Source organism: Vibrio sp. 1731 (assembly GCF_033339955.1).
GTDB lineage: Bacteria > Pseudomonadota > Gammaproteobacteria > Enterobacterales > Vibrionaceae > Vibrio > Vibrio alginolyticus.
In genome coordinates this window covers 1-19,335 of the sequence record NZ_JAWOVO010000020.1, presented here as the reverse complement: position 1 = coordinate 19,335, position 19,335 = coordinate 1, and the positions used below count along the sequence as shown (strand labels likewise).

The following is a 19,335-nucleotide window of genomic DNA, read 5'->3' as shown; positions in this document are numbered from 1 at the left end:
TATGCATTCTGCTGAAATCATTCATTTCACGACTCAAGCATTAACCCTAGTGTTGTACTTGTCATTACCGCCGATTTTAGTCGCAGCATTGGTTGGTACATTGGTGTCGCTTATTCAGGCGTTAACTCAGGTCCAAGAACAAACGTTAGGCTTTGTGGTCAAGCTTATCGCGGTCATTATTACGCTGTTCGTCACAACGCAATGGCTAGGGGCAGAGCTCCACGCCTTCGCCTCGCTTGCTATGGATAAAATTCCTCAAATACGATGAGTTATCACGACTTACACCAGGCTTTATTTTTGTACAGCCTGACGTTACCTCGGTTAATGGCATGCTTCATCTTTTTGCCTATTTTGAGCAAGCAAATGCTAGGCGGCACCATGGTGAGAAATGGTGTACTTTGCTCACTCGCGCTGTTTATATTTCCGATGATTAATCAGCAAAGCTTGCCTGCAGAAACCGACGGCATTTTGCTGATAGTGATTTTGGGTAAGGAGGTATTAATTGGGCTATTGATAGGGTTTGTTGCTGCTATCCCTTTTTGGGCGATAGAAGCGGCCGGTTTTCTGGTCGACAACCAACGTGGGGCTGCCATGGCAAGTATGTTTAACCCAACGCTAGGCTCACAATCCACACCAACAGCGGTATTACTGACCCAAACGTTGATTACCCTGTTCTTCTCTGGCGGGGGCTTTGTCACTTTTATCTATGCGTTATTCAAAAGCTATACATCTTGGCCGATCGTGGACTTTTTCCCAACCGTTAGCGACGCATGGGTTAGCTTCTTCTACGCGCAATTTGAACAGCTTATGTGGCTTGGTGTGTTGATGTCCGCTCCACTAGTGTTGGCAATGTTTCTTGCTGAGTTTGGTCTGGCGCTTATCAGTCGTTTTGCACCGCAATTGAATGTTTTTTTCCTTGCCATGCCAATAAAAAGTGCCATCGCGAGTGTTTTACTGATCGTGTATCTCGGAATAATGATGGATCACTTTGAAGTACAGTTTTACGGCATTACCCGATTCGCAGAACAACTCAATACCATTTGGCAATAACGCTTAGGATTCTTTATGAGTGCAGAAAAAACAGAGCAACCCACCGCAAAAAAGTTACGCGATGCTCGACAGAAAGGTCAGGTTGCCAAAAGCCAAGAAATCGTATCGTCTGCATTAATTTTGGCGCTCATAATTGTACTGTTTGCGTTCGCCGATTATTACATGTCGCACATCTCAGCGCTTATTCTCCTACCAAGTAAGCTTGCTTATCAGGGTTTCCAAGATGCGCTAGTCGATGTCGCTATCGCCATCGCAAAAGAAATTGCCTATCTACTTGCTCCGATTATTCTGGTTGCTGCACTCGTCGCCATCTTTTCCAATATGGGGCAGTTCGGGTTCCTATTTAGTGGTGAATCCGTTAAACCCGACATCAAAAAGATCAATCCCGTCGAAGGGGCCAAACGCATTTTTTCCCTTAAGAGTGTGATTGAGTTTATCAAGTCGATCCTTAAAGTCTCTCTTCTTTCCTGCATTATCTGGGTGACATTACGCGGTAATATCAACGCTTTAATGCAAATTCCAACTTGTGGGCTAGAATGTGTCCCGACCATTACTGGCGTCATGATTAAACAATTAATGATTATCTCTTCGGTAGGCTTCATCGTCATCGCTGCAGCAGATTTTGCGTACCAGAAGTTTGATCACACGAAAAAGCTCAAAATGAGCAAGGACGAAGTGAAGCGCGAATACAAAGAGATGGAAGGCAGTCCAGAAATAAAAAGCAAACGTCGTCAGTTGCACCAAGAGCTACAAGCCTCCAATCAACGCGAAAACGTTAAACGTTCTAATGTATTAGTTACAAACCCAACACATATCGCGGTTGGCCTTTATTACAAGAAAGGCGAAACGCCCCTGCCCGTCATCACTTTGATGGAAACCGAGGCGGTAGCCAAACGTATGGTCGCAATCGCTAGAGAGGAAGGCGTGCCTGTGATGCAAAAAGTCCCTCTTGCTCGTGCACTATACGCCGACGGCAACGTCGACCAGTACATCCCAAGCGATCTTATTGAAGCAACTGCGGAAGTGCTTCGTTGGTTGGCCTCGTTAGAGTCCGAGGCGGACTAACAAACCACATCCCATTCAAGATCGGGGCTTACAACTGCCCAGCTTTCAACCTCGATACTTTCAACGCTATAATGTGGTATTCTTTAACTGTATGTTGTTTTTATGAAATCTAACTTAAGCATTCGCTCCTACACGAAACGTATGAGCCGACATACTCATAGTGATTATCATCAACTGGTGCTTCCTCTCCAGGGCAACATACATATTGATATGGATAGTTATGTCGGAAAGGTGGCGGTTGGCGACTGCATAGTCATCCCCAAAAGTTGTGCCCACGGTTTTAATGCCGAAGAGTCATCACGCTTTATTGTTGCGGATATGACCACTTTGCCCACTCATTTGATGGATAATAGTGTGGCTGTGTTTTCGATTAGCCCGCCTCTACTGAGCTTTATCCAGTTTGTCGAAAAGCAACTTGAGTATCAGGTTAATGATGAAATTGAAAACTCAATGGTTGCAACCTTCTATCTGTTGCTAGAGCAGCAAAAGCGGTCTCGCTCCGTAGATTCGCGTATTCGAGATGTACAGGTTGTGATCGCCGAGCAGCTTGATCAGCCACTCACCATTGCCTCATTAGCGAATGCCGCTTGCTTGAGTCCGACGCAGTTTAAAAAGCTTTTTAAAGAGCAGCTAAAAGTGAGCGTCCATAAGTACATTACACTACAACGTATGGAAAAAGCCAAAGCACTACTGACTCATACAGACCTTCCAGTTCAGTTGATAGCTGAACGAGTTGGCTATAGTGACCTTTCCGCGTTTAGTCGACGGTTTTCAATGCATTTTGGTATGTCTCCTAGAGAGTTTTCCCGATAGTCACTAGAATAGTCTTCTGGAACAAGTATTCCGTCTTTTCAGCACAAAAATCTCTATCGCTTTCTTTTATTCTTTCTACCCTAAAACAGCCATTCACTAGGTAGAAATTACAGTGTTAAAAAAACATTTCACCGACTATCAATTAGGAACTTTATCCATACTTTTTGCTTCAACCCTGTGGGGAACGACGGGCACCGCTGCCAGCTTGGCACCGGATGTCAGTGCTCTCGCCATTGGCGCATTTTCTATGGGTATTGGTGGATTTATGCAAGCATGTCTGTCTGCGAAGTCACTGAAGAGAGATTTTCGAAAAGTCGTACATAAGAAGAAAACGTTACTGATTAGTATTATCGCCTTAGCCACCTACCCACTGGCTTTTTATTCATCAATGCGATTCGCCGGTGTGGCTATTGGTACGGTTGTTTCTATCTCCACTGCACCTTTCTTTTCTGCTTTGTTAGAGTGTCTCTTTAGCCGAAATCAGACCATAACCAAGCGCTGGATGATGAGTTTCGCAATCGGGGTCATTGGCATTACCTTGTTGCTGGCTTCTGAGTCATCCGCAAATAGCTTATTTGATCAGGATATGAAGCATTGGGGTGTATTACTTGGCCTATTGGCAGGTCTGACGTACGCCATTTACTCATGGGGAGTAAAGGCTATGATTGACCACGGCATTGAATCGCAAACGGCCATGGGAAGTGTTTTTGGTATTGGTGGAGTTTTGCTTCTACCAACACTTTTCATCACGGGCGATAATCTATTTGCATCATCAACTAATACGACGGTCATGCTCTACATGGCCTTGATTCCAATGGGGTTAGGTTACGTCGCTTTTGGGTTTGGGCTACGGTTTGTTACAGCCAGTGGAGCTAGCATACTCACGCTATTTGAACCTGTTATCGCAGCCGCACTAGCAGTTGCGATTGTTGGGGAAGAAATTTCTTTCATTGGTTGGGTTGGTATAACGTTGACACTTGTGTGTTTGTTTCTTCAGTCGAAAAGTTAAATTAAACCGATATTAGCCAGCCCCAAAAAGGAACGCTGACGGTAGATAAAGTAAGGAGCAGCACCTACTCCCTACTTTACCATTTGAAATTACACCCAGCCTTCTGCCAAGTACATCAATCGCAATTGACTTGGTGAGCCTAGTTTTTCTAGCGCATCTAATTGGACGTCACTCAGGTTTGGGCATTTATCAAGATAAACTCGTCCGTTTGCTGCATCTAGGGGGAGCTTGTAGGTTAGCTTTTCGTTTATTTTACTTGCTTCCCCTTTATCAATCGCTCGAACAGCTGGCATGAGCCAATCCCAATCTTCTCCTAACAGTTTTTTAAACGCCCCGTTAGCAATAGACTCGGTTTTACTTGGTGCATCCTCTGGGCTTAGCTTCAAGATAGAATCTACGTCAGGAACCAAGTGCTCACTTGGCTCTGAACCCAACATCTTTTTCAGTGTTAATCGAGCGGCTTCCATCTCTCGTGCTTCTTTAGGCGCTTGAGGAGAAGTCATTTCAGTATTCTCCTTAGGACCAAGGTACGCCATTAATGCGCGGACAGAAGCCGGATCTTGCATACTGAAGGTAAAGTCTCCTTTTGCATTGGAAACTTCAAGTCTAGGTAAAACACCAGACATTTCGCCTTGCATAAGTTGCTCTTTTACTTCCGTATTTAACCCGTATGCCCCAGCTTGGTTCGCCACAAAACCACCGCCGCTCATGATAGCAGTCGTTGCCGCAGAACCGATTGCCTCTTTTGCTATCGGTGTGACGCCCACCGTTGCTACAGAGCTAACACCGAACGTGCCCAGGCTCCCCGTCGCCATACCTAACGTAGCTCCAATGCCACCTTCAGCCGACAATATCGCATGACCTTGAGCCAAGGTTTGCTGCATCGGCATAGAAAGACGTTGATCTCGCCCTGGCAGCTGTGAAATTTGTTCTAACTGATGATGGTAAGCCTCAGCATCACCATTTACGGCCGCTTTGTGTAGCTCTCGACCTGTAGAAATCAATAAGCCAACGCCAGGTAATGCCAAGTTAATAACGGCGTTAACACCAGAACCTTTTAGCTTTTCTTTGCCCATCTGCAGCAGTTCAGCAGCAAAGCCATCCATTTTTCCTGGATACTGGGCTTCTAAACTCACCTGCATACGCGGATCTTTGCTGATCGCATCAAACGTATTTTTAAGCTGCTGGTACGTATCGCTGCTCACTTTTATTTCATCCAATAGGCTGACAACTTCTAAGATTTTACGCTCAGTAAGTGGCTCACCGCGATAGCCTGAAGGACTCACTAGGGAGTAAGCCAACAGCGCAACCTCAGGTTTTTCTTGCTTAAGTAGCGCCTGCTTTAAATCAAGGTGAGTTTTGATGTTTTCTTGGAAAAACTTAGTGTATTTGCTTCTCAATACGCCTTCGTGAATAGAAGCAAACTTATGACCTTTGTGGAATGTGGAAGGTTCTTTTACTTCACCTCTTTTACTGATCACTCGGTCATCTTTTTGCGCAGCAACTGCACGAAACTGTTCTAGATCAGGTACTGGGCTTTGACTGATTTTTTGTGTTGTATTAACCATTTTTCTCTCCTACACACGAAGTGATTGAACATGAGCTTGTTCATGATTAGAGGTGGTTGGAATCGCTTGATCCAACATTGCGAAACGCGCTTGCCACAGCTCGGCCTGTTCAATAACTTCGTGAAACCAAGCGGTAAGGTTCGTCGTATTTAGATGCTCAACGGGTTTACGTCCTGCTAAGACAAGCTGTCGACCATTTGGAGCTAAAGCAAGTGCGAGGTTGCCACTACCAATTCCTTGATAGTTAGCATGAGCAAGAAGCTCTAAACCTTTTAGTCGTTGTTCACCGGATTTTTCTAACCCTCCGAACGTTACAGACAACATCAAATCATCCGTATCTGTCGCAATGAAATACAACATGTAGCGATCATCGACCAGTAGCTGACAACGTTCATTTTCTTCAAAATTCAGTTCGGGCAACTCATTGAGTTGGCAAAACTCCAAGAGCAGTTGTTGAATCGTGTTCATAACTTTTTCCTTTTGTTTCAATAACTCTATTGAACAACGATTGCAGATTGAACGATGTCGGTAATGGCTTTATTTTTGTCACTTTTTCGCCTTCATTGTGAGGTTTTCCGCAGAAATCTCGCTCTAAAAACGAGTTGCCAGAGTAATAAAAAAGAGCAGCTCAGAGCTGCTCTTTCAATAAAGGTTAGATGCTTAGCATGGTGTATTTGCTCACTTCTTTTGCAGATTGACTAACCCAGTTTATGGCTATCAAAAATGACTTCTGTTGGCGGGAACATATTCGAAACAGGTGGTCGTTGTGCATCTCCAAACATTGGTGCACCGAATGCAGATGTCGCCCACGGGTCAACAATTTTCACATCCTTACTCCACGTTGATGGATCTTTTATGTCGCTCCCCTCTTGTCGACCAACCAGTACATAAAGGTGTGTACCTGAATGACCCTTTTTAAACGCAACCACTTCTACTTTGGGTTCACTTTCAGGTGTTCCTGACATGCCTTGAATCATCTCAGCGGCGGCAGCAAAGGCAAATGTAGTACAGCAGCCGGCTTTCGCGGTTTGTACTGCCTTAGCAATGTTCTGTAGAGTGCTTAATTGCGGTGCGGTTCCTCTTTGTGCTGCAGCTTGAACTCCGTTTGCGGACATCGTCGCTCTGTGATCTTGCATGATTCGCGCTTGATCCGCGTGAAGCTCTTTTAGTCGTGGCTTTCCTTTTGTTTCATAAAACTGTGACCCCTTAACACCGAACGTATTTAAGTCCGTACAGGCAAAATCACCAAGCTTTTGAAGGTTGGCTTTATGTTCGTTGATAAGCGCGACACTCGATGAGGCTTTATTGGTTTTGGAAGAAGAGGCTGCCGTTTGTGCAGTGGGCCAATTTGAGCTAGGACCAGACGACAATCTCTCAAGATTTTTCAGGCTCCCAAGCGTTAACTTGTTTTCACCGTTCAACACATTTTTCAGCATGAGCTTCGCAACATCTTTAGGAATACCCTGCTTAGTAAGCAGGTTCACTACAATATCTTTCGCTTTATTCTGGTGGCTAATACGCGCGCTGATACTTTTATTTTTTGGTGCGCCCTCTTTAACAAAAATATCTTTACCGTTGTGTGCTCCAACCTCTTTGTCGTCAGCTTGATTTTGTGTCGCCAAATGTGACGTTAACTGACTCAACGAGTGCATTTGCGATGTATTAATATTGACCATGTGTGATGCCTTAAACTTGAATAAATGCGTGTACGTCTGTTTGGCTAAAATCTACAACCGTGTTGTTTTGAAATAACTGTCCCCAAGTATCAACTAATTCGTTCAACTGAATGATTAAGTTAGCAATGTTGGTGAGTTCACTTCCAGTCGCGATAGCAACTTGAAGAACAACGTCTTTGCGTGTTGGATTCACACAAAACTGCACACCACCTGTTTCTCGATACAAAAAGTTGTATTCAAGTAAAACTTGAAGTTTATCTAGCGTAATATCATCTTGTTCTATAAGCAGGTTTTTGGAAATCAATAACTCGCCTTTTTCCTCTACGAGCAGAACATCGACACTGTTGTTTTCAGCAAAATGCAGTGACCACATTTGATCGTCATACGCTGTCACGCGCTCAAGGTTCAGCACTTCTCCTAGCTCAGAGAGAAGCATATTAATCTTTCCTGTATCCATGTTGTGTCCTGTCTAATTTATTATAACTAAGTGACATCGATATATTTATTGCAGCGAAGCCACTTGGGTATAACGGCTCATTTAAATAAGCGAATAAGGATAAAAGAGATTTTATGGCGAGATAGAAACCAACACTTTATTTCAACGTCTCATTTTTATTGCTATTAGCCGTTTTATTGAGAAGAAAAATTAAGATTAAGCTGGAAAATAAAAGAGCGGCAATCGCCGCTCCAAAAATTAAATAGAAGTAAAAAATCACTTAATACCGTGAAGGCTATTTTCTGCATCCATAGCTAAAGGATTGAACGAGTCGTTACGAAGTTCTGCTATCGCGTATAGCATACGCCCCATGCGACCATTTCCATCGGTAAAGCCATGGTACCCGATAACTCCGGCGAACAAATGTTTACCTAAGTCTTTATCTTCTACAGGGTTCTCTTTCAAAAAGCCTTCAATGTGCTGCTTTAACATGCCCTCACCGCCAATACTTGACGGCAAAGTGCCACCCGAAATATTTGGCCCTCGGTAATCACGCTCAACATTAGGCACCAATCGAGCGTGTAGCTCTTTTAGGTTTTCCATATTCAATAAGTCTTTACCATTAGACGCGTATTCTTTCAGTAAAGACGTAATATTTTCGGCATCGTTTCCTTTAGAGTTAGAAGCATTAATGATCCACGCCGCAGCTCTTTCAACATTATTGGTTACGCCACTTTTGTTAAACGCATCCTCCGCCAGTCCTTCAGCGTATACACCTTGGCTTAGATCGGTGCTTGCTAGACCTTCGATATGACGTTGCGCCGATTTAAGATGCATCACCTCCATATCAAACACCGCTTGCATTTGATTAATGCTACCTGCCGGGTTTTTCTGCGCTGCAGATACACCACCGCCGTAGTCTTTTACTACACGTCCAGCAAGCGACTTCGCTGCACTTTCGCCAATCAGTGATGTGAGGTTTTTACCAGAATCGGTTTCTAACATTGCCTCTGTCATCGCTCGCTCTGCTAACTGGTTTAGCTCAGCAGAGTTCGACTGAACTGATTTACTGTCTAACTTCGCAAAGGCATTTAAGACATCTGATGCGGTTTTTATGCTTCCATCCTTGAAGAACATTTGTCCATGCTCAACAGAAGAAGCAGCTTGTAAACGCTGAGCTTGTCCTTGCTCATTATCAAATACGGCTTTTGTAAGGGCTTTCGCTACCGATTGTGGGCTACCTTCGCGAAACAGTTTTCCTGTCGCTTCAAAAAATCGCGCTACTGCACCATTCGTAGGATTGGCGCGAGTAAATTCTTGGGTCGCTGCGTTGATTTGGTATTCTTTGCCACCAATACTCAGCTTACCTTCGTTAAGTATCTCGTTACGAGCTTGCGGCATGGCGGCCTGCAACGCGCTAACACTTCCAAAACTGATCATGTTTTAAACCCTTAATGTGGAAAAATGAGTGGTATTCGTTTCCGGTACTTCGGTTGTTTTATTGGTTACTTCTTGTGTATTCGCACTTTTTAACCACTCGATGAAATTCGCAAATGACTCATCGAAAAAAGATGCAGTTAGCAGTTGCTGAGGCAGGTGTATGAAACCGATATATCCGGTCTCTTCCTCCCAGCATACCGCTGGAGAGCCTTGCGTTAAGGCATCTTTCATATGTTGATGCAAAATATCAGCACTCGGTTTATCACCTGAAATCAGCCCGATAAGCGTCACACGATCTTCTTGTGCACGAATTGTGATTGCTGTGTTTTGCTCAACGAGTAGATGGCAACAATCATCCTCATCAAAAACCAACGGCTCCAATTGGCAGCGGCTGGCAAAATCTGTCAGTAAAGAAGTTATAAATCCATTAGCCATTCGACTAAATAATCCTATTTTTGTTGTTTTAGAGGCGCTGCTTGGTTGCAACACTTATCAACTAAGCAGCTTTCTTAGGTGTATTCTTAAGGATTTATGGCAGTGAATATTTTAGAAATGGTCGGATTTTTTTTGTTTAAAGGCATTAAAATGAAAAAACTCAGCAAGTGCTGAGTTTTTGAGGTTTATTCATGAATCGTAATTTTACGCTCGCTGAGCTGCTTCACCATGGCTTGCTTTAATGCATGCAGCTGTCCATCAATACTGGCGTCGATGATCCCAACTTCTGTTTCCAAAATGCAGCCTCCATTTTTCAAGCGCGCATCTGCTACCACGTCAACATAACCGACTTCAGGGAAATCACTTAATACACCAGCCACCTTTTCTCTCACCTCAACAACCTGCTCTGGGTGGACATGTAAAATGACCTGCTTTTGGTTACTCACCAGTTGCAAAGCTTCTCGAACTACACTCACCGTGGTATCGACATCATCGAAGGTATCGATGATCTTACGTACTGCTTCTAACACCACACCTGTCATTTTTTCTTCGACTTGCTGATAGTAGTCATTACAACGTGCTAAGGTTTCAACCATCGTTTGCGCATTTTCAATCTTGGCTTGTGCAAGGCCATCTTGATAACCACGTTGTTTTTCGGTTTCGTAGGCTTGTTGGGCATTAGCAATGATGCTTTCAGCTTTGGAGTTCGCGGCTTCAACTAAGTGTTGCGAATCCAGATAACTGGCATAATCTTTCGCTTTCAGCACCTTTAAGCCAGGTGCCAGCTGCAAATTGTCTGTTTTTATTTCAACAAATGAAACCATTGAGGAATAACCTGTTTTGCGATTTTTTTTGTGAGTCGATACGCCAGATCTCGTTGATCCGCTTCCAACCAGTTAGCTGTTTCCGCGTTTTCGCTAAGTTGCTTTTCCAATTTGAATTGCCAACGAAGAACAACATCTTCCGGTGAGTTAATCAAAATAAACCTCATCCAAAAATATCCCAGCTCCCTCATGCTTGCTTCAACAGACCTTTCATCCAGTAGTTCTGGTAACGAACGCTGCCAGCCTTGCGGCCAGCTGGATAACAGCATCGGCCCGTTTTGAATTAAGAACCGAGCGCCTTCCAATCCAAAGACGTTGTTCAGAACCTGTTTCGGATGTTTTAAAACAACGCCTCGCATTGCCACACAATGTAAAGCTCCGCCCACCATCAATACGAGTTGGTTCAACGCATCCGCTGGGAGCAACGCCAAACTATGACAAGGTCTGTTAAAAGCCGTCTCAGGAACTGGAGATAACGCCCACTCATTGATACACCATTGGTTGAACATGGGGTTATCTCTCCAGCCTTCGATATTTAGTAACCAAGGCTGCTTTTGCTCTATCCAACTTCTATGGATGTACTGGCAAGGCGCATAGTTAAACTGGTGTTGTACCTGCGCGAGTGGTGTTTCTGGTTTAACCACGCTTCGTGTTCCTACGACACCATGTAAAAGTAGCGATATTCGAGCCGATGAGTGCCGCTACCAAGAACACCAAAATGGCGATAAGATTATTCGCCGTCTCTTTGGTGACCTGAACCGACAAAATGCTTTTAAATTGATTGTTTTGAGTAGCAACTCGAACCTCTGATGAGGGTACCATCACTACGCTGATTCGATCGTAGTTCAGCCCCTCAATGCTATTGTTCACTAATAATTTGATCTGCGGAACATATGAATCAAGCGCAATATCTGCTGCGTGTTTAATAAATACGGAGGCAGAAGCTGGAGTTGGACGCTCTCCTGGACGCAGATCTTGATCTTCCAAAACAACATGAACACGTGCCACCAGCACACCATCAATCTGAGATAAGGTTGAGGAGAGCTCTTGAGATTTCGCGTACACCAAACGTGCTCGCTCTGCTAATGGTGACGAGATCAAATCGTCTTTGGGAAACACCTCTTTCAGTGTGGAAAACTGCTCTCTTGGATAACCTTTTCGCTTTAGCGCGTCTACCGCGAAGGCGATTTGAGAACTGTCTACCATTAACTTGACGGTGTTGTCTTTGTCAGGTTCTTTTGTTGCAACGACACCTTCGGATAGTAAGATCGACAACATCTCATTACCCTCTTTCTGAGTAACGTTGGTGTATAACTCGGTCTGACAACCTACCAGAAACAACGTGAGCATGATGAAAACTGCTCTCATTTTATTCATCATCACTATTGTGCCTTCAATAAGGTTTCTACGTTTTGTGTGGTTTTACCCACGGTTTTCGCGATCAGCTCTTCTTGAAAAGTAATGCGTGTGAGCGCCCACTGCATTTGCAGTAATTGCGCCGGATCATCACCCACCATCTTCATGTTGTCTTGCAGGTTACTTTTCGCGTTATCGATAGTGTTTTTCAACTCGCTGATGTTTTCTAGCAAACCTCCCTCCAGGCCATTACTTGCCTCGGGAACCGACATGGCTTGCTCAAAACGTTCGCTTAAACCGTCTTCGACTTGCGCATCCTGTAACTTATCAATGTTGGTTTGCATCACCTCGGTGTACTGCGTGTTTATCATATGTACTCCTAAGATAAATCTAACTTGTGACTGTGAGTCATGATGTTTTTCACCATCGCATTTTTTTGGATCATGAAGCTAAGTTCATCACGAACCATGTCCAGTGTTGATGCCATATCAGGTAACGACTTCAACTCTGCCCAGCAATGCCATAAGGCTTGTTCTTTCTGAGCACCCAGTGGAAAATGCTGCGCTAGCATTGCTTTTAGTGCTGTTTTATCAGCAGGTGGTTCGGCAATAAGCTGTCCCGAAAAATTCCCTAGTAACTCCTGCTTCAACACCTTTAACAAATCAGATTGTGGCTGCTCGTTGCCTTTTGCACTCTTCGCCTCATGAAAGGCGTACCACATTGCCTCTCGTTTAACTTGAGGGTCGGAGAACGCTTCATTTAACGATGATAAGACACTTTGTTTACTGACAACCTCTGCGTCTTTTAATGATTCGTACCACGCTTTAATCTCCGCCAGTTTGGCTTCTGTTTTCTCTAGCGTCTCTTTTGGAGAAACATGTGAAACTTGCTCTTGCTTGTCACTTCGCTCCATGAGTGCTTTCATCTTGTCTTCATCGCTCCGCTCATAATGGCGCGACTCCGACTGACGCAAAGATTGGTGTTGAAGACTTAGGTTACTTGAATCAATTATCATCCAAGATTCCTAATGTCCTGAGAAAAGCTCGCAGCAAATGCTTGGCTTTCTTCGCTTCCTTGTGACGCAAGTTCTACCCAGCTTTCCGCTTTGCTCAGTAAACCGGCTTTGGCAGAAGCAAGAGCCGCTAAGCTGATCAGATCTGGATAGGCATTACAAAGTGGTTCGAGTAATTGATGAGCCTCTTCATACAAGCCTTTATTCATGAGGCTCATTGCACGAATCATCGCAACGGTCTCTTCAGAACCTGAGCTTGCTTCAAGGCCATCTGCAATCGTGTTGGCTTCTTGATGACGATGCATACCTGTTGCCATCAGCGCGATTTCAGCCAGCAGTTGGCGCGTTTCTCGTTCCATGCTTTACACCTTCTGGAGAATCGACTGCATCACATCTTTAATCGCACGAGTCGTGGTCGCATTGATATTGTAAACAACAGACCATTTGTTGATCGCGTGCTGAAGCTCGGCAAGCTTTGATGGATCATCGGCATTGGTTTCTAGATTCTTGATGGCTGCCGTCACTTCTGTGTTGGCATCTTTCGCTTGTTGTTCTAACTTAGCTTTAACATCATCAAGGTTTATACTGTTACTAGCATCGTAAAATGACATAAGACTTCCTCGTATTTTTTAGTTAGCTTCGTATGATTCAACGACCGCATGGGCGGCAGTGTAAGCTTCATACTGTTTGAGTAGTAATTGGTACTGCTGTGGTGAGCACCCTAAATCCAACTGACGTTTCACCACCGCTTGTGCTTCTAAGAGCTTGCTCTTAATCTTGTGCACTTCCGCACCGTTTGTGTCGTTATTTAAAATTTGTTCAAGATTTGTCATTGTTCGTCTCGCCTTCATATCCGAGTTCTATTGTTATCACCCGCCCGCCTTTAACCAACTCAATACCAGCAGGTGTAACACTGGATATTCGGTAGCCCTGAGGCGTTCTTGCACCGACCATATAGCGAACGTTATCGGTCAGAATCACATATGGAACCTGGCCAAAGTTAACGCTACGAAACGGGAAATCGATGTTGGTGCCTTTACTCACCTTAGGTATGGATTTCAAAACTAAGTACGGTTTCTCACCATATTGTTCCCGGAAGTCTCGGGTCACACCGTAAAATCGAGTCGTTTCGATATCATCAAGCTCACCACGAACTTCGATGCGATCACCGCTGGTGACCAACTGGACTTTTTTCAGTAGCTCCGCATCCGTCAATAACGCTTTTAGCGTATCCATGTAGGCACCCGCTCGCTGCAGTTCGACCTTCCACGCAACAAGACCAGGCACGTCTCGCTCCAAGATTTGTTCAACTTGGTTCCAACGACTGGCATCATCGATATAGCCCGTCAGCAGCAGTGTGCCGGTCTCATCGCCATTTTCGACTTTCACTTGGTGATAGCCGAGGTTGCGCAAAATAAATCGAACCCCGCGACGGATTTCTTCCATCGTTCTTAAGTCACTTTTGTAATTGATGCCCAATACATCAATTCGACCAAGCAGATCGAGTTTCTGTGTTCGGTCTTCAACATAGCCCTCTAAGACTGCTTGGCGTGCGGCGGCATTCCATTCCACGCGAACGTCGCTAAGTTTGAGCTCGCCTAAGATGTTACGTACCAAAACAATGGGTTCTGCTTCTGTAACAATTTCATTGTTGTTTCCGTTAGCTTGGCTGTACCACATACCGGCAAAAATGACACTCGGGACAAAACTACAAAGCAAAGCGATGAGCGTTGTTTTTTTCCAGCTAGAGCGTTGCACAGCAACCACAGGTGTATTCTGTTGGCTAGATTCGTCGCTGACGTTACTCACAATTAACGCATCTTCCGCGTATCCCAGAGCGAACTTCACAACGCCGACCGAGACAACAGCATGGCGTGACAACTCGATACCATCACCTGCAACAGCGATGTCTTCACTGTTAATATTTGCCTCTTCGCAACCTCGTAAAATGACCGAGTCTTGCTGGCAAACGAGGGTGAAATGGTTCGCTTCGACCCCAGCATCAGACAGTACAAGATCAGCAATAAAGTCGTCACTGCCAAGCACGAGAGCACCTTCAGGTAAGGTGACTTCTACTCCGGTATGCACGCCTGATAAAATACGAATTTTCCATTGCTGCATCGCGGTTAAGACTCCTCTGAAGGGCGCACACACTCACTTTGTGAGTCATCACATTCCAATACTTTCACCCGCCAACCCTTTTGCCCTGTTGGTAATTGGCACTGCGTTAATTGAGACGACTTTTGCTGTGACAATAAGTCTTGTTGATAGCGCTCGGCTTGAACCCTCGATGTGCAGCTATATACTTCCACTACCGATTTAAATTCAGCGCTATTGTTGGAGATGTTGTTAAGCTTGCCGATACTTGGTCGCAAGTCATATTCGTTGCCAATCAACACACTATCGCCAATACCATCCACAACAATTCGAGGTTCTAAAATAAACATTCGTACTGTGCGGCGCTTAGTGTTGGTATTACTTCTAAACAGCGCGCCTAAATATGGGATGTCTCCTAGCAATGGCACTTTACGTAACTGATGGCTCACTTCATCTCGGTACACACCACCGATAAGTAAGCTTTGCCCTTGTTTAACCGTCGCTAAGGTGCTGATTTCAGTTTTACGAACGGAAGGAAGATCATCGACGCCACCATCAGCGATCTTTGCACCGTCTTCGAGATGAAGGCTCAGGTTAATTTCAGGTCGTGCAGCAAATCTATCACCAACGATACGTGGGACAATTCTCAGTAACGTGCCATACGTGACCTCTTCCAGCGCTGCGGTTTCTTTACCAACCAGCTTGACGTAAAACGTGCTGCTGTTGTTCAGTACCGCTTCGACATTTTCCTGAGTTAACAATGTTGGTCTTGAAACCACTTGAGCACTGCCTTTGGATTCCAATAAACGAATTTGAGCCAGCAAGTAATTTAGGTTGGTTGAATCAAGCAAGGACTTAAAGTTCTGTCCACTGCCGAGCGTCACATCCCCCGAATTCACATCCCCTGTTGTTTTGATATCGACAATGCGGTTGTTTCCGACAGACACTCCCGCTCGCCAATCCACGCCTAACTGACTTAAATCGTTGGCACTGATATCGACAATCGATAGCGCGACTTCAATTCTTGATTGCGGCTGGTCTAATTGCGCGACCAGTTTACGATAGAGCGGTAATCGTGCTTGAGTATCACGAACGATAATCGCATTAAGACCCGGCTCTGCTTCAACTGTTGCGCCACCATGAACTGAGGCGGTTTTATTACTTTTTACAGGCTTATCTGAACTGGTAACTTCTTTGCTAGACGCACTCGCCACTTGCGTTTGAACACCAGACACGACCCGTTTTAACACCGATGCGATGCCAGGGACCGTAATTGTCTGATCTCGATATGCAATTTCTCTATCCGTTGCAGAAGCGTACTTCAAAGGAATTATCTCAACGAATAATTCGTCGGTTGAATTCGATTTCTGCAGCAAGCGCGTTTCCAATGCCTCCGCCGTTTGTACCACTAAGTCGACATAACGTGGAGGACCCGCAAGATAGACTAACCCTTTGCTCTCAGCCGCTCTCCAACCATAACGAGAATCCCAAACGCCGGTGGAAATTAACGTACTGCGTAGCTCTCTAGCCGTAAGTAATTCCAATTGAAGTAAACGTGAGCGAGTTTCTGTCGCCTTATAGACATGTAAGACGGCACCATCGAAATACCACATCAAGTTGTACACTTGCGATAAGTAATCGAGGAATTCCGCCGGATCTTCAGGGGTAAAACGCCCATTCACTCGATCGTTGACTTTGTCACTAACAGAAACCGAGACACGATAATTTGCACCGAAGTTATTCAACAACTCTTTTAATGAGTCGTTATCTGCATAGTAGCGGAACGGTTGTTCGGGCCAGTGTAAGTCTGTTGCTTGCGCATATCCCAAAGGAACAACACTCACTGCGCATAGCAATGCCTTTGTTGCAGCACGTCTAATGTTGGGAAAGATTTTTAGCATCATGGTAACCACACTGTATGGTTGATTGTGTGGTTCACACGTTCTTGTTCCAATAATGCAATGTAACGCTCACATAGATTGACGTGCTTAGAAAGCAAAGCAGAGAACCGTTCCACCGAACAGTCCTCAACCCGTACTTTACTTTGCAAAATCAATTGCTGATCATCATTGGTTGTCAGTACGCCGCCATCCGCACGAATGGTTTTTAATGAGAGCTGCATGCAACGTTGTAACGCTTGTTCTTGTTGATAATCTAGATGCTCTTTAAATTGGAAGGGTAACGTCGCTTCCCATAAAATCCATGACGCACGTTGCTTGATGGTCAGTGATAACTGGTCAACCTCGATGTTGTAAGAACCATTTTCTGAGGCAATAAAATCCCCTACCTTTAGCGCTTCCGCTAAAGATTTCATCATCTTATCTAACATTTAACGCCCTATTTAGATCTGGCTGAGGTGATTGCAAGCCTGGCCGCACTGACCACTTTGAGTATCAAAATAGTAGTGATCGATATCACCAACAGTTTGCATGTTCTTGAACCATTGCCATACTTTCGCAACCGCATTTTGGTCGTTGTAAACCACATCGCATGCATCCCAAACTTCGTTCAGCTCAGGGGCTTCAAGTCGTACTTCCGAACACCAATTTTTCCACTCAGAAATAAATTGTTCGGTTGTCGAGGTGTACTCCGCGAACCCTTTCAGCTCGTCTAAAGACGGTTGCCACTTCTCAATTAACAAACGATGACATTCAATCACTTGCAACTGTTGTTCGCTTAACGTCCCAAGTTGCTTTTTAAGTTGATGCTGCTGGCTCTTAATAAGATCGAGTTGCTGTTGAACAAAGACGGCACTGGTGTCTTCCCCTGATAGCTTCGACCAATATTCCTTCTGAATATCGAGTTGATTGATAAGTTGTTCAACTTTAATCGAAGCATGAAGAGCACTTTGATCGACTTGTCGGTTAATCCACTCGTTGAGTGATAAATGGAAACAAAGCATCAACGTTTTTGGGACAGCCAAATTAAAGCGAAAGCCCAGACGAGAGTTGATGTAGTCCAGCCTTTGTTCGAACGTTGTGATTGTGCTGCTATCACTGAGCTGCGATCCAATTTCCAAAAATAAACGCATGGCAAACCGGTCTATCGAAGCACCAAGTTTTTGATACGTTTTTACTAACTGGCTAGCGCACAGGCTATCGACGACATTTCTATCCAACAAGCGTTGAAGTAAAGATAACTGCTCATAATTTATGACGCCTTCACTCAACAATTGTCGGTGATTGACGTGCACAACATTGAGATCCTGCGTAGGTTTCGAGGCGCTTTCATAACGAGCTCCTCTTTGTAAAACAGTCACTTTCCGCTGTGTCACTATGCTGTCTGGAAAAAGCGAACGGCGTCGCCAATGCTGCTTTTTCATTTATGTTCGTCTCCGCACCCCTTTCGAACAATCCAGAAAGAAAGAGATGTAATAATTTTTAATCGTTCGTTGTTACACGATACATAATAGAATTTACACTGGTGAGTGACTTTCAAAATTAGTCAGAAAATTTTAGTCCCAAGTCATTTCATTTCGCGATAGCCACTTGATCGTCTCCCGAACGTACGCGGCTTGGGGTCGTTCCAAAACGACGACGGTAACTCTGCGTAAAGTAAGACTGGCTGGAAAACCCTGCCTCCATCGCCACATCTACAATGCTCATCTTGCTCGTCAACAGCAGTTTATGAGCATGCAGTAGTCGACGCTCACTGATCCAAGCTCTTGGAGAAATGCCATAGTGCTCATTAAAAAGCTCTTTAAAAGTGGTTAAGCTGGCACCAAACTCCTGCGCGTAGTCTGTCAACTTCCATTCTTTTAAGTAATGCTGTTCCATAAATCGACGTAACCGTTCCGACGTACGGTTTGTTTGTTGTGACAGCAACGCATACAGTGATTCTCCTCCTTTGCTGTGTAGCAAGAGAATGAGTAGTTCTTCGTATTTTAGGCACATAATGGCATCAGGGTACGCTTGTTGCTCAAGCGTCTGCATGCTGGAAAGCACTTGTTCAACGAGTATGTTCAAACCAAAAGTAAACAAACCAGAACAAACTTTGTCTACCTTAGGCAGCATCATCAAGAGATCACTGTGTTTTTGCAGCAACTGACTAACGAGTTCATTGTCGTAGGCAATAATCGACGCTTTGTATGCCCCATCTAGCGGAGAGTACTCTAACAAGTAATCTCCTTGGGATAGAAATACCCCATTTTCTGCAGCAACATCGATTGTGCAATCACCTGTTTGAACTCGAAGCTGACCATTGTGAACGACAACAATGTGAGACTGGTCTGAGTGAAATACTTCGTCAGATTTTTCATAGCAGGAAAAACTACGAATTTTTCGTGAACTCGAGTCGACCCTTTCTGAGTTTAGTTGGCCTGACACATCCATTTTCTACCCTTCATTATTTTGAGTTTCTCAGTGCAAATGTTGAGAAACTTTCAAAGCACTACTTTGATTGTTGTTATTTCTAAGTACTGCTGTATGAATTAAAGAAGCAAAGAAAAGAGCATAGAAGTTCTATCACTTACCATACCGGCTTTGTTGCTTAATTCGATGAGAAGACATGGTAGCCCCATGTTGTTCAGTTCTTAAACAACATACTGAGTTTCAG

General features: G+C 44.4%; 24 protein-coding genes. 5 read left to right on the top strand and 19 right to left on the bottom strand.

Features of this window, described 5'->3' with window-relative positions; genetic code table 11:
• Window position 1: 1 nt before the first annotated feature.
• From vscS to R7035_RS19365, 5 genes are all read left to right on the top strand, one after another.
• A complete protein-coding gene (vscS, locus tag R7035_RS19385) occupies window positions 2–268 on the top strand; it encodes a SctS family type III secretion system export apparatus subunit VscS (RefSeq protein WP_005377227.1) in 267 nt (88 codons plus the stop codon).
• Window positions 265–1,050, top strand: coding sequence for a type III secretion system export apparatus subunit SctT (sctT, locus tag R7035_RS19380; protein WP_053307011.1), 786 nt, complete (start codon window positions 265–267; stop codon window positions 1,048–1,050). The genes vscS and sctT overlap by 4 nt, the downstream gene beginning before the upstream one ends.
• 15 nt (window positions 1,051–1,065) lie before the next feature.
• Window positions 1,066–2,115 (top strand): SctU family type III secretion system export apparatus subunit VscU, encoded by a 1,050-nt coding sequence (gene vscU / locus R7035_RS19375; RefSeq protein ID WP_262652041.1) that lies wholly within the window; start codon window positions 1,066–1,068, stop codon window positions 2,113–2,115.
• 102 nt (window positions 2,116–2,217) lie between these two features.
• Complete coding sequence (locus tag R7035_RS19370) at window positions 2,218–2,928, top strand: helix-turn-helix domain-containing protein (protein WP_213871878.1); 711 nt, start codon at window positions 2,218–2,220, stop codon at window positions 2,926–2,928.
• Window positions 2,929–3,034: 106 nt separating this feature from the next.
• The gene (locus tag R7035_RS19365) at window positions 3,035–3,937 is read left to right on the top strand and encodes a DMT family transporter (RefSeq protein WP_411913239.1); all 903 of its coding nucleotides are present in this window, start codon (window positions 3,035–3,037) and stop codon (window positions 3,935–3,937) included.
• An 89-nt stretch (window positions 3,938–4,026) separates the two neighbouring features.
• Here R7035_RS19365 and R7035_RS19360 read toward each other — a convergent pair whose 3' ends face one another.
• The 19 genes from R7035_RS19360 to R7035_RS19270 form a co-directional block, all read right to left on the bottom strand.
• Entirely contained in the window at window positions 4,027–5,505 is a 1,479-nt protein-coding gene (locus R7035_RS19360) for a CesT family type III secretion system chaperone (RefSeq protein WP_213915335.1), read from the bottom strand.
• A 9-nt stretch (window positions 5,506–5,514) separates the two neighbouring features.
• A complete protein-coding gene (locus R7035_RS19355; protein ID WP_005377211.1) occupies window positions 5,515–5,973 on the bottom strand; it encodes a CesT family type III secretion system chaperone in 459 nt (152 codons plus the stop codon).
• Between the two features lie 230 nt (window positions 5,974–6,203).
• On the bottom strand, window positions 6,204–7,181 hold the full coding sequence (gene vopR, locus R7035_RS19350) for a type III secretion system effector VopR (RefSeq protein WP_262652042.1): 978 nt from the start codon (window positions 7,179–7,181) through the stop codon (window positions 6,204–6,206).
• Between the two features lie 10 nt (window positions 7,182–7,191).
• Complete coding sequence (locus R7035_RS19345; protein WP_025768119.1) at window positions 7,192–7,638, bottom strand: type III secretion system chaperone; 447 nt, start codon at window positions 7,636–7,638, stop codon at window positions 7,192–7,194.
• Window positions 7,639–7,893: 255 nt separating this feature from the next.
• Complete coding sequence (locus R7035_RS19340; RefSeq protein ID WP_025768118.1) at window positions 7,894–9,057, bottom strand: VopS family T3SS effector adenosine monophosphate-protein transferase; 1,164 nt, start codon at window positions 9,055–9,057, stop codon at window positions 7,894–7,896.
• Window positions 9,058–9,060: 3 nt separating this feature from the next.
• The gene (locus R7035_RS19335; RefSeq protein WP_042523798.1) at window positions 9,061–9,492 is read right to left on the bottom strand and encodes a type III secretion system chaperone; all 432 of its coding nucleotides are present in this window, start codon (window positions 9,490–9,492) and stop codon (window positions 9,061–9,063) included.
• Between the two features lie 185 nt (window positions 9,493–9,677).
• Complete coding sequence (locus R7035_RS19330) at window positions 9,678–10,316, bottom strand: HrpE/YscL family type III secretion apparatus protein (RefSeq protein ID WP_005387146.1); 639 nt, start codon at window positions 10,314–10,316, stop codon at window positions 9,678–9,680.
• Window positions 10,295–10,960: a SctK family type III secretion system sorting platform protein VscK gene (vscK, locus tag R7035_RS19325; protein ID WP_136976223.1), complete on the bottom strand. Its 666-nt coding sequence runs from the start codon at window positions 10,958–10,960 to the stop codon at window positions 10,295–10,297. The genes R7035_RS19330 and vscK overlap by 22 nt, the downstream gene beginning before the upstream one ends.
• On the bottom strand, window positions 10,953–11,699 hold the full coding sequence (sctJ, locus tag R7035_RS19320; protein ID WP_086012989.1) for a type III secretion system inner membrane ring lipoprotein SctJ: 747 nt from the start codon (window positions 11,697–11,699) through the stop codon (window positions 10,953–10,955). The genes vscK and sctJ overlap by 8 nt, the downstream gene beginning before the upstream one ends.
• Window positions 11,699–12,043: a type III secretion system inner rod subunit SctI gene (gene sctI / locus R7035_RS19315; RefSeq protein ID WP_005387149.1), complete on the bottom strand. Its 345-nt coding sequence runs from the start codon at window positions 12,041–12,043 to the stop codon at window positions 11,699–11,701. The genes sctJ and sctI overlap by 1 nt, the downstream gene beginning before the upstream one ends.
• A gap of 8 nt (window positions 12,044–12,051) precedes the next feature.
• On the bottom strand, window positions 12,052–12,687 hold the full coding sequence (locus R7035_RS19310; RefSeq protein ID WP_025768115.1) for a YopR family T3SS polymerization control protein: 636 nt from the start codon (window positions 12,685–12,687) through the stop codon (window positions 12,052–12,054).
• Window positions 12,684–13,043, bottom strand: a complete 360-nt coding sequence (locus R7035_RS19305) for a YscG family type III secretion system chaperone (protein ID WP_005377200.1) — start codon at window positions 13,041–13,043, stop codon at window positions 12,684–12,686. The genes R7035_RS19310 and R7035_RS19305 overlap by 4 nt, the downstream gene beginning before the upstream one ends.
• 3 nt (window positions 13,044–13,046) lie before the next feature.
• On the bottom strand, window positions 13,047–13,295 hold the full coding sequence (gene sctF / locus R7035_RS19300; protein WP_318146237.1) for a type III secretion system needle filament subunit SctF: 249 nt from the start codon (window positions 13,293–13,295) through the stop codon (window positions 13,047–13,049).
• 18 nt (window positions 13,296–13,313) lie between these two features.
• Window positions 13,314–13,517, bottom strand: a complete 204-nt coding sequence (locus R7035_RS19295; RefSeq protein ID WP_005377198.1) for an EscE/YscE/SsaE family type III secretion system needle protein co-chaperone — start codon at window positions 13,515–13,517, stop codon at window positions 13,314–13,316.
• Window positions 13,504–14,805, bottom strand: coding sequence for a type III secretion system inner membrane ring subunit SctD (gene sctD, locus R7035_RS19290; protein WP_017821344.1), 1,302 nt, complete (start codon window positions 14,803–14,805; stop codon window positions 13,504–13,506). Before sctD ends, R7035_RS19295 begins: the two co-directional genes overlap by 14 nt.
• A gap of 5 nt (window positions 14,806–14,810) precedes the next feature.
• Window positions 14,811–16,685 (bottom strand): type III secretion system outer membrane ring subunit SctC, encoded by a 1,875-nt coding sequence (gene sctC, locus R7035_RS19285; protein WP_161441215.1) that lies wholly within the window; start codon window positions 16,683–16,685, stop codon window positions 14,811–14,813.
• Entirely contained in the window at window positions 16,682–17,110 is a 429-nt protein-coding gene (locus tag R7035_RS19280) for a YscB family type III secretion system chaperone (protein ID WP_053307002.1), read from the bottom strand. Before R7035_RS19280 ends, sctC begins: the two co-directional genes overlap by 4 nt.
• Before the next feature lie 12 nt (window positions 17,111–17,122).
• Window positions 17,123–18,103, bottom strand: a complete 981-nt coding sequence (locus tag R7035_RS19275; protein ID WP_005377193.1) for a T3SS regulon anti-activator ExsD domain-containing protein — start codon at window positions 18,101–18,103, stop codon at window positions 17,123–17,125.
• 148 nt (window positions 18,104–18,251) lie between these two features.
• On the bottom strand, window positions 18,252–19,112 hold the full coding sequence (locus tag R7035_RS19270) for an AraC family transcriptional regulator (RefSeq protein ID WP_005377191.1): 861 nt from the start codon (window positions 19,110–19,112) through the stop codon (window positions 18,252–18,254).
• Window positions 19,113–19,335 lie beyond the last annotated feature (223 nt).

Excerpts from the sequence above, each read along its gene's own strand:
- vscS (WP_005377227.1), top strand. The coding sequence starts at position 2 with ATGCATTCTGCTGAAATCATTCATTTCACGACTCAAGCATTAACCCTA.
- sctT (WP_053307011.1), top strand. The coding sequence starts at position 265 with ATGAGTTATCACGACTTACACCAGGCTTTATTTTTGTACAGCCTGACG.
- vscU (WP_262652041.1), top strand. The coding sequence starts at position 1,066 with ATGAGTGCAGAAAAAACAGAGCAACCCACCGCAAAAAAGTTACGCGAT.
- R7035_RS19370 (WP_213871878.1), top strand. The coding sequence starts at position 2,218 with ATGAAATCTAACTTAAGCATTCGCTCCTACACGAAACGTATGAGCCGA.
- R7035_RS19360 (WP_213915335.1), bottom strand. The coding sequence starts at position 5,505 with ATGGTTAATACAACACAAAAAATCAGTCAAAGCCCAGTACCTGATCTA.
- R7035_RS19355 (WP_005377211.1), bottom strand. The coding sequence starts at position 5,973 with ATGAACACGATTCAACAACTGCTCTTGGAGTTTTGCCAACTCAATGAG.
- vopR (WP_262652042.1), bottom strand. The coding sequence starts at position 7,181 with ATGGTCAATATTAATACATCGCAAATGCACTCGTTGAGTCAGTTAACG.
- R7035_RS19345 (WP_025768119.1), bottom strand. The coding sequence starts at position 7,638 with ATGGATACAGGAAAGATTAATATGCTTCTCTCTGAGCTAGGAGAAGTG.
- R7035_RS19340 (WP_025768118.1), bottom strand. The coding sequence starts at position 9,057 with ATGATCAGTTTTGGAAGTGTTAGCGCGTTGCAGGCCGCCATGCCGCAA.
- R7035_RS19335 (WP_042523798.1), bottom strand. The coding sequence starts at position 9,492 with ATGGCTAATGGATTTATAACTTCTTTACTGACAGATTTTGCCAGCCGC.
- R7035_RS19330 (WP_005387146.1), bottom strand. The coding sequence starts at position 10,316 with ATGGTTTCATTTGTTGAAATAAAAACAGACAATTTGCAGCTGGCACCT.
- sctI (WP_005387149.1), bottom strand. The coding sequence starts at position 12,043 with ATGATAAACACGCAGTACACCGAGGTGATGCAAACCAACATTGATAAG.
- R7035_RS19310 (WP_025768115.1), bottom strand. The coding sequence starts at position 12,687 with ATGATAATTGATTCAAGTAACCTAAGTCTTCAACACCAATCTTTGCGT.
- R7035_RS19305 (WP_005377200.1), bottom strand. The coding sequence starts at position 13,043 with ATGGAACGAGAAACGCGCCAACTGCTGGCTGAAATCGCGCTGATGGCA.
- sctF (WP_318146237.1), bottom strand. The coding sequence starts at position 13,295 with ATGTCATTTTACGATGCTAGTAACAGTATAAACCTTGATGATGTTAAA.
- R7035_RS19295 (WP_005377198.1), bottom strand. The coding sequence starts at position 13,517 with ATGACAAATCTTGAACAAATTTTAAATAACGACACAAACGGTGCGGAA.
- sctD (WP_017821344.1), bottom strand. The coding sequence starts at position 14,805 with ATGCAGCAATGGAAAATTCGTATTTTATCAGGCGTGCATACCGGAGTA.
- sctC (WP_161441215.1), bottom strand. The coding sequence starts at position 16,685 with ATGATGCTAAAAATCTTTCCCAACATTAGACGTGCTGCAACAAAGGCA.
- R7035_RS19280 (WP_053307002.1), bottom strand. The coding sequence starts at position 17,110 with ATGTTAGATAAGATGATGAAATCTTTAGCGGAAGCGCTAAAGGTAGGG.
- R7035_RS19275 (WP_005377193.1), bottom strand. The coding sequence starts at position 18,103 with ATGAAAAAGCAGCATTGGCGACGCCGTTCGCTTTTTCCAGACAGCATA.
- R7035_RS19270 (WP_005377191.1), bottom strand. The coding sequence starts at position 19,112 with ATGGATGTGTCAGGCCAACTAAACTCAGAAAGGGTCGACTCGAGTTCA.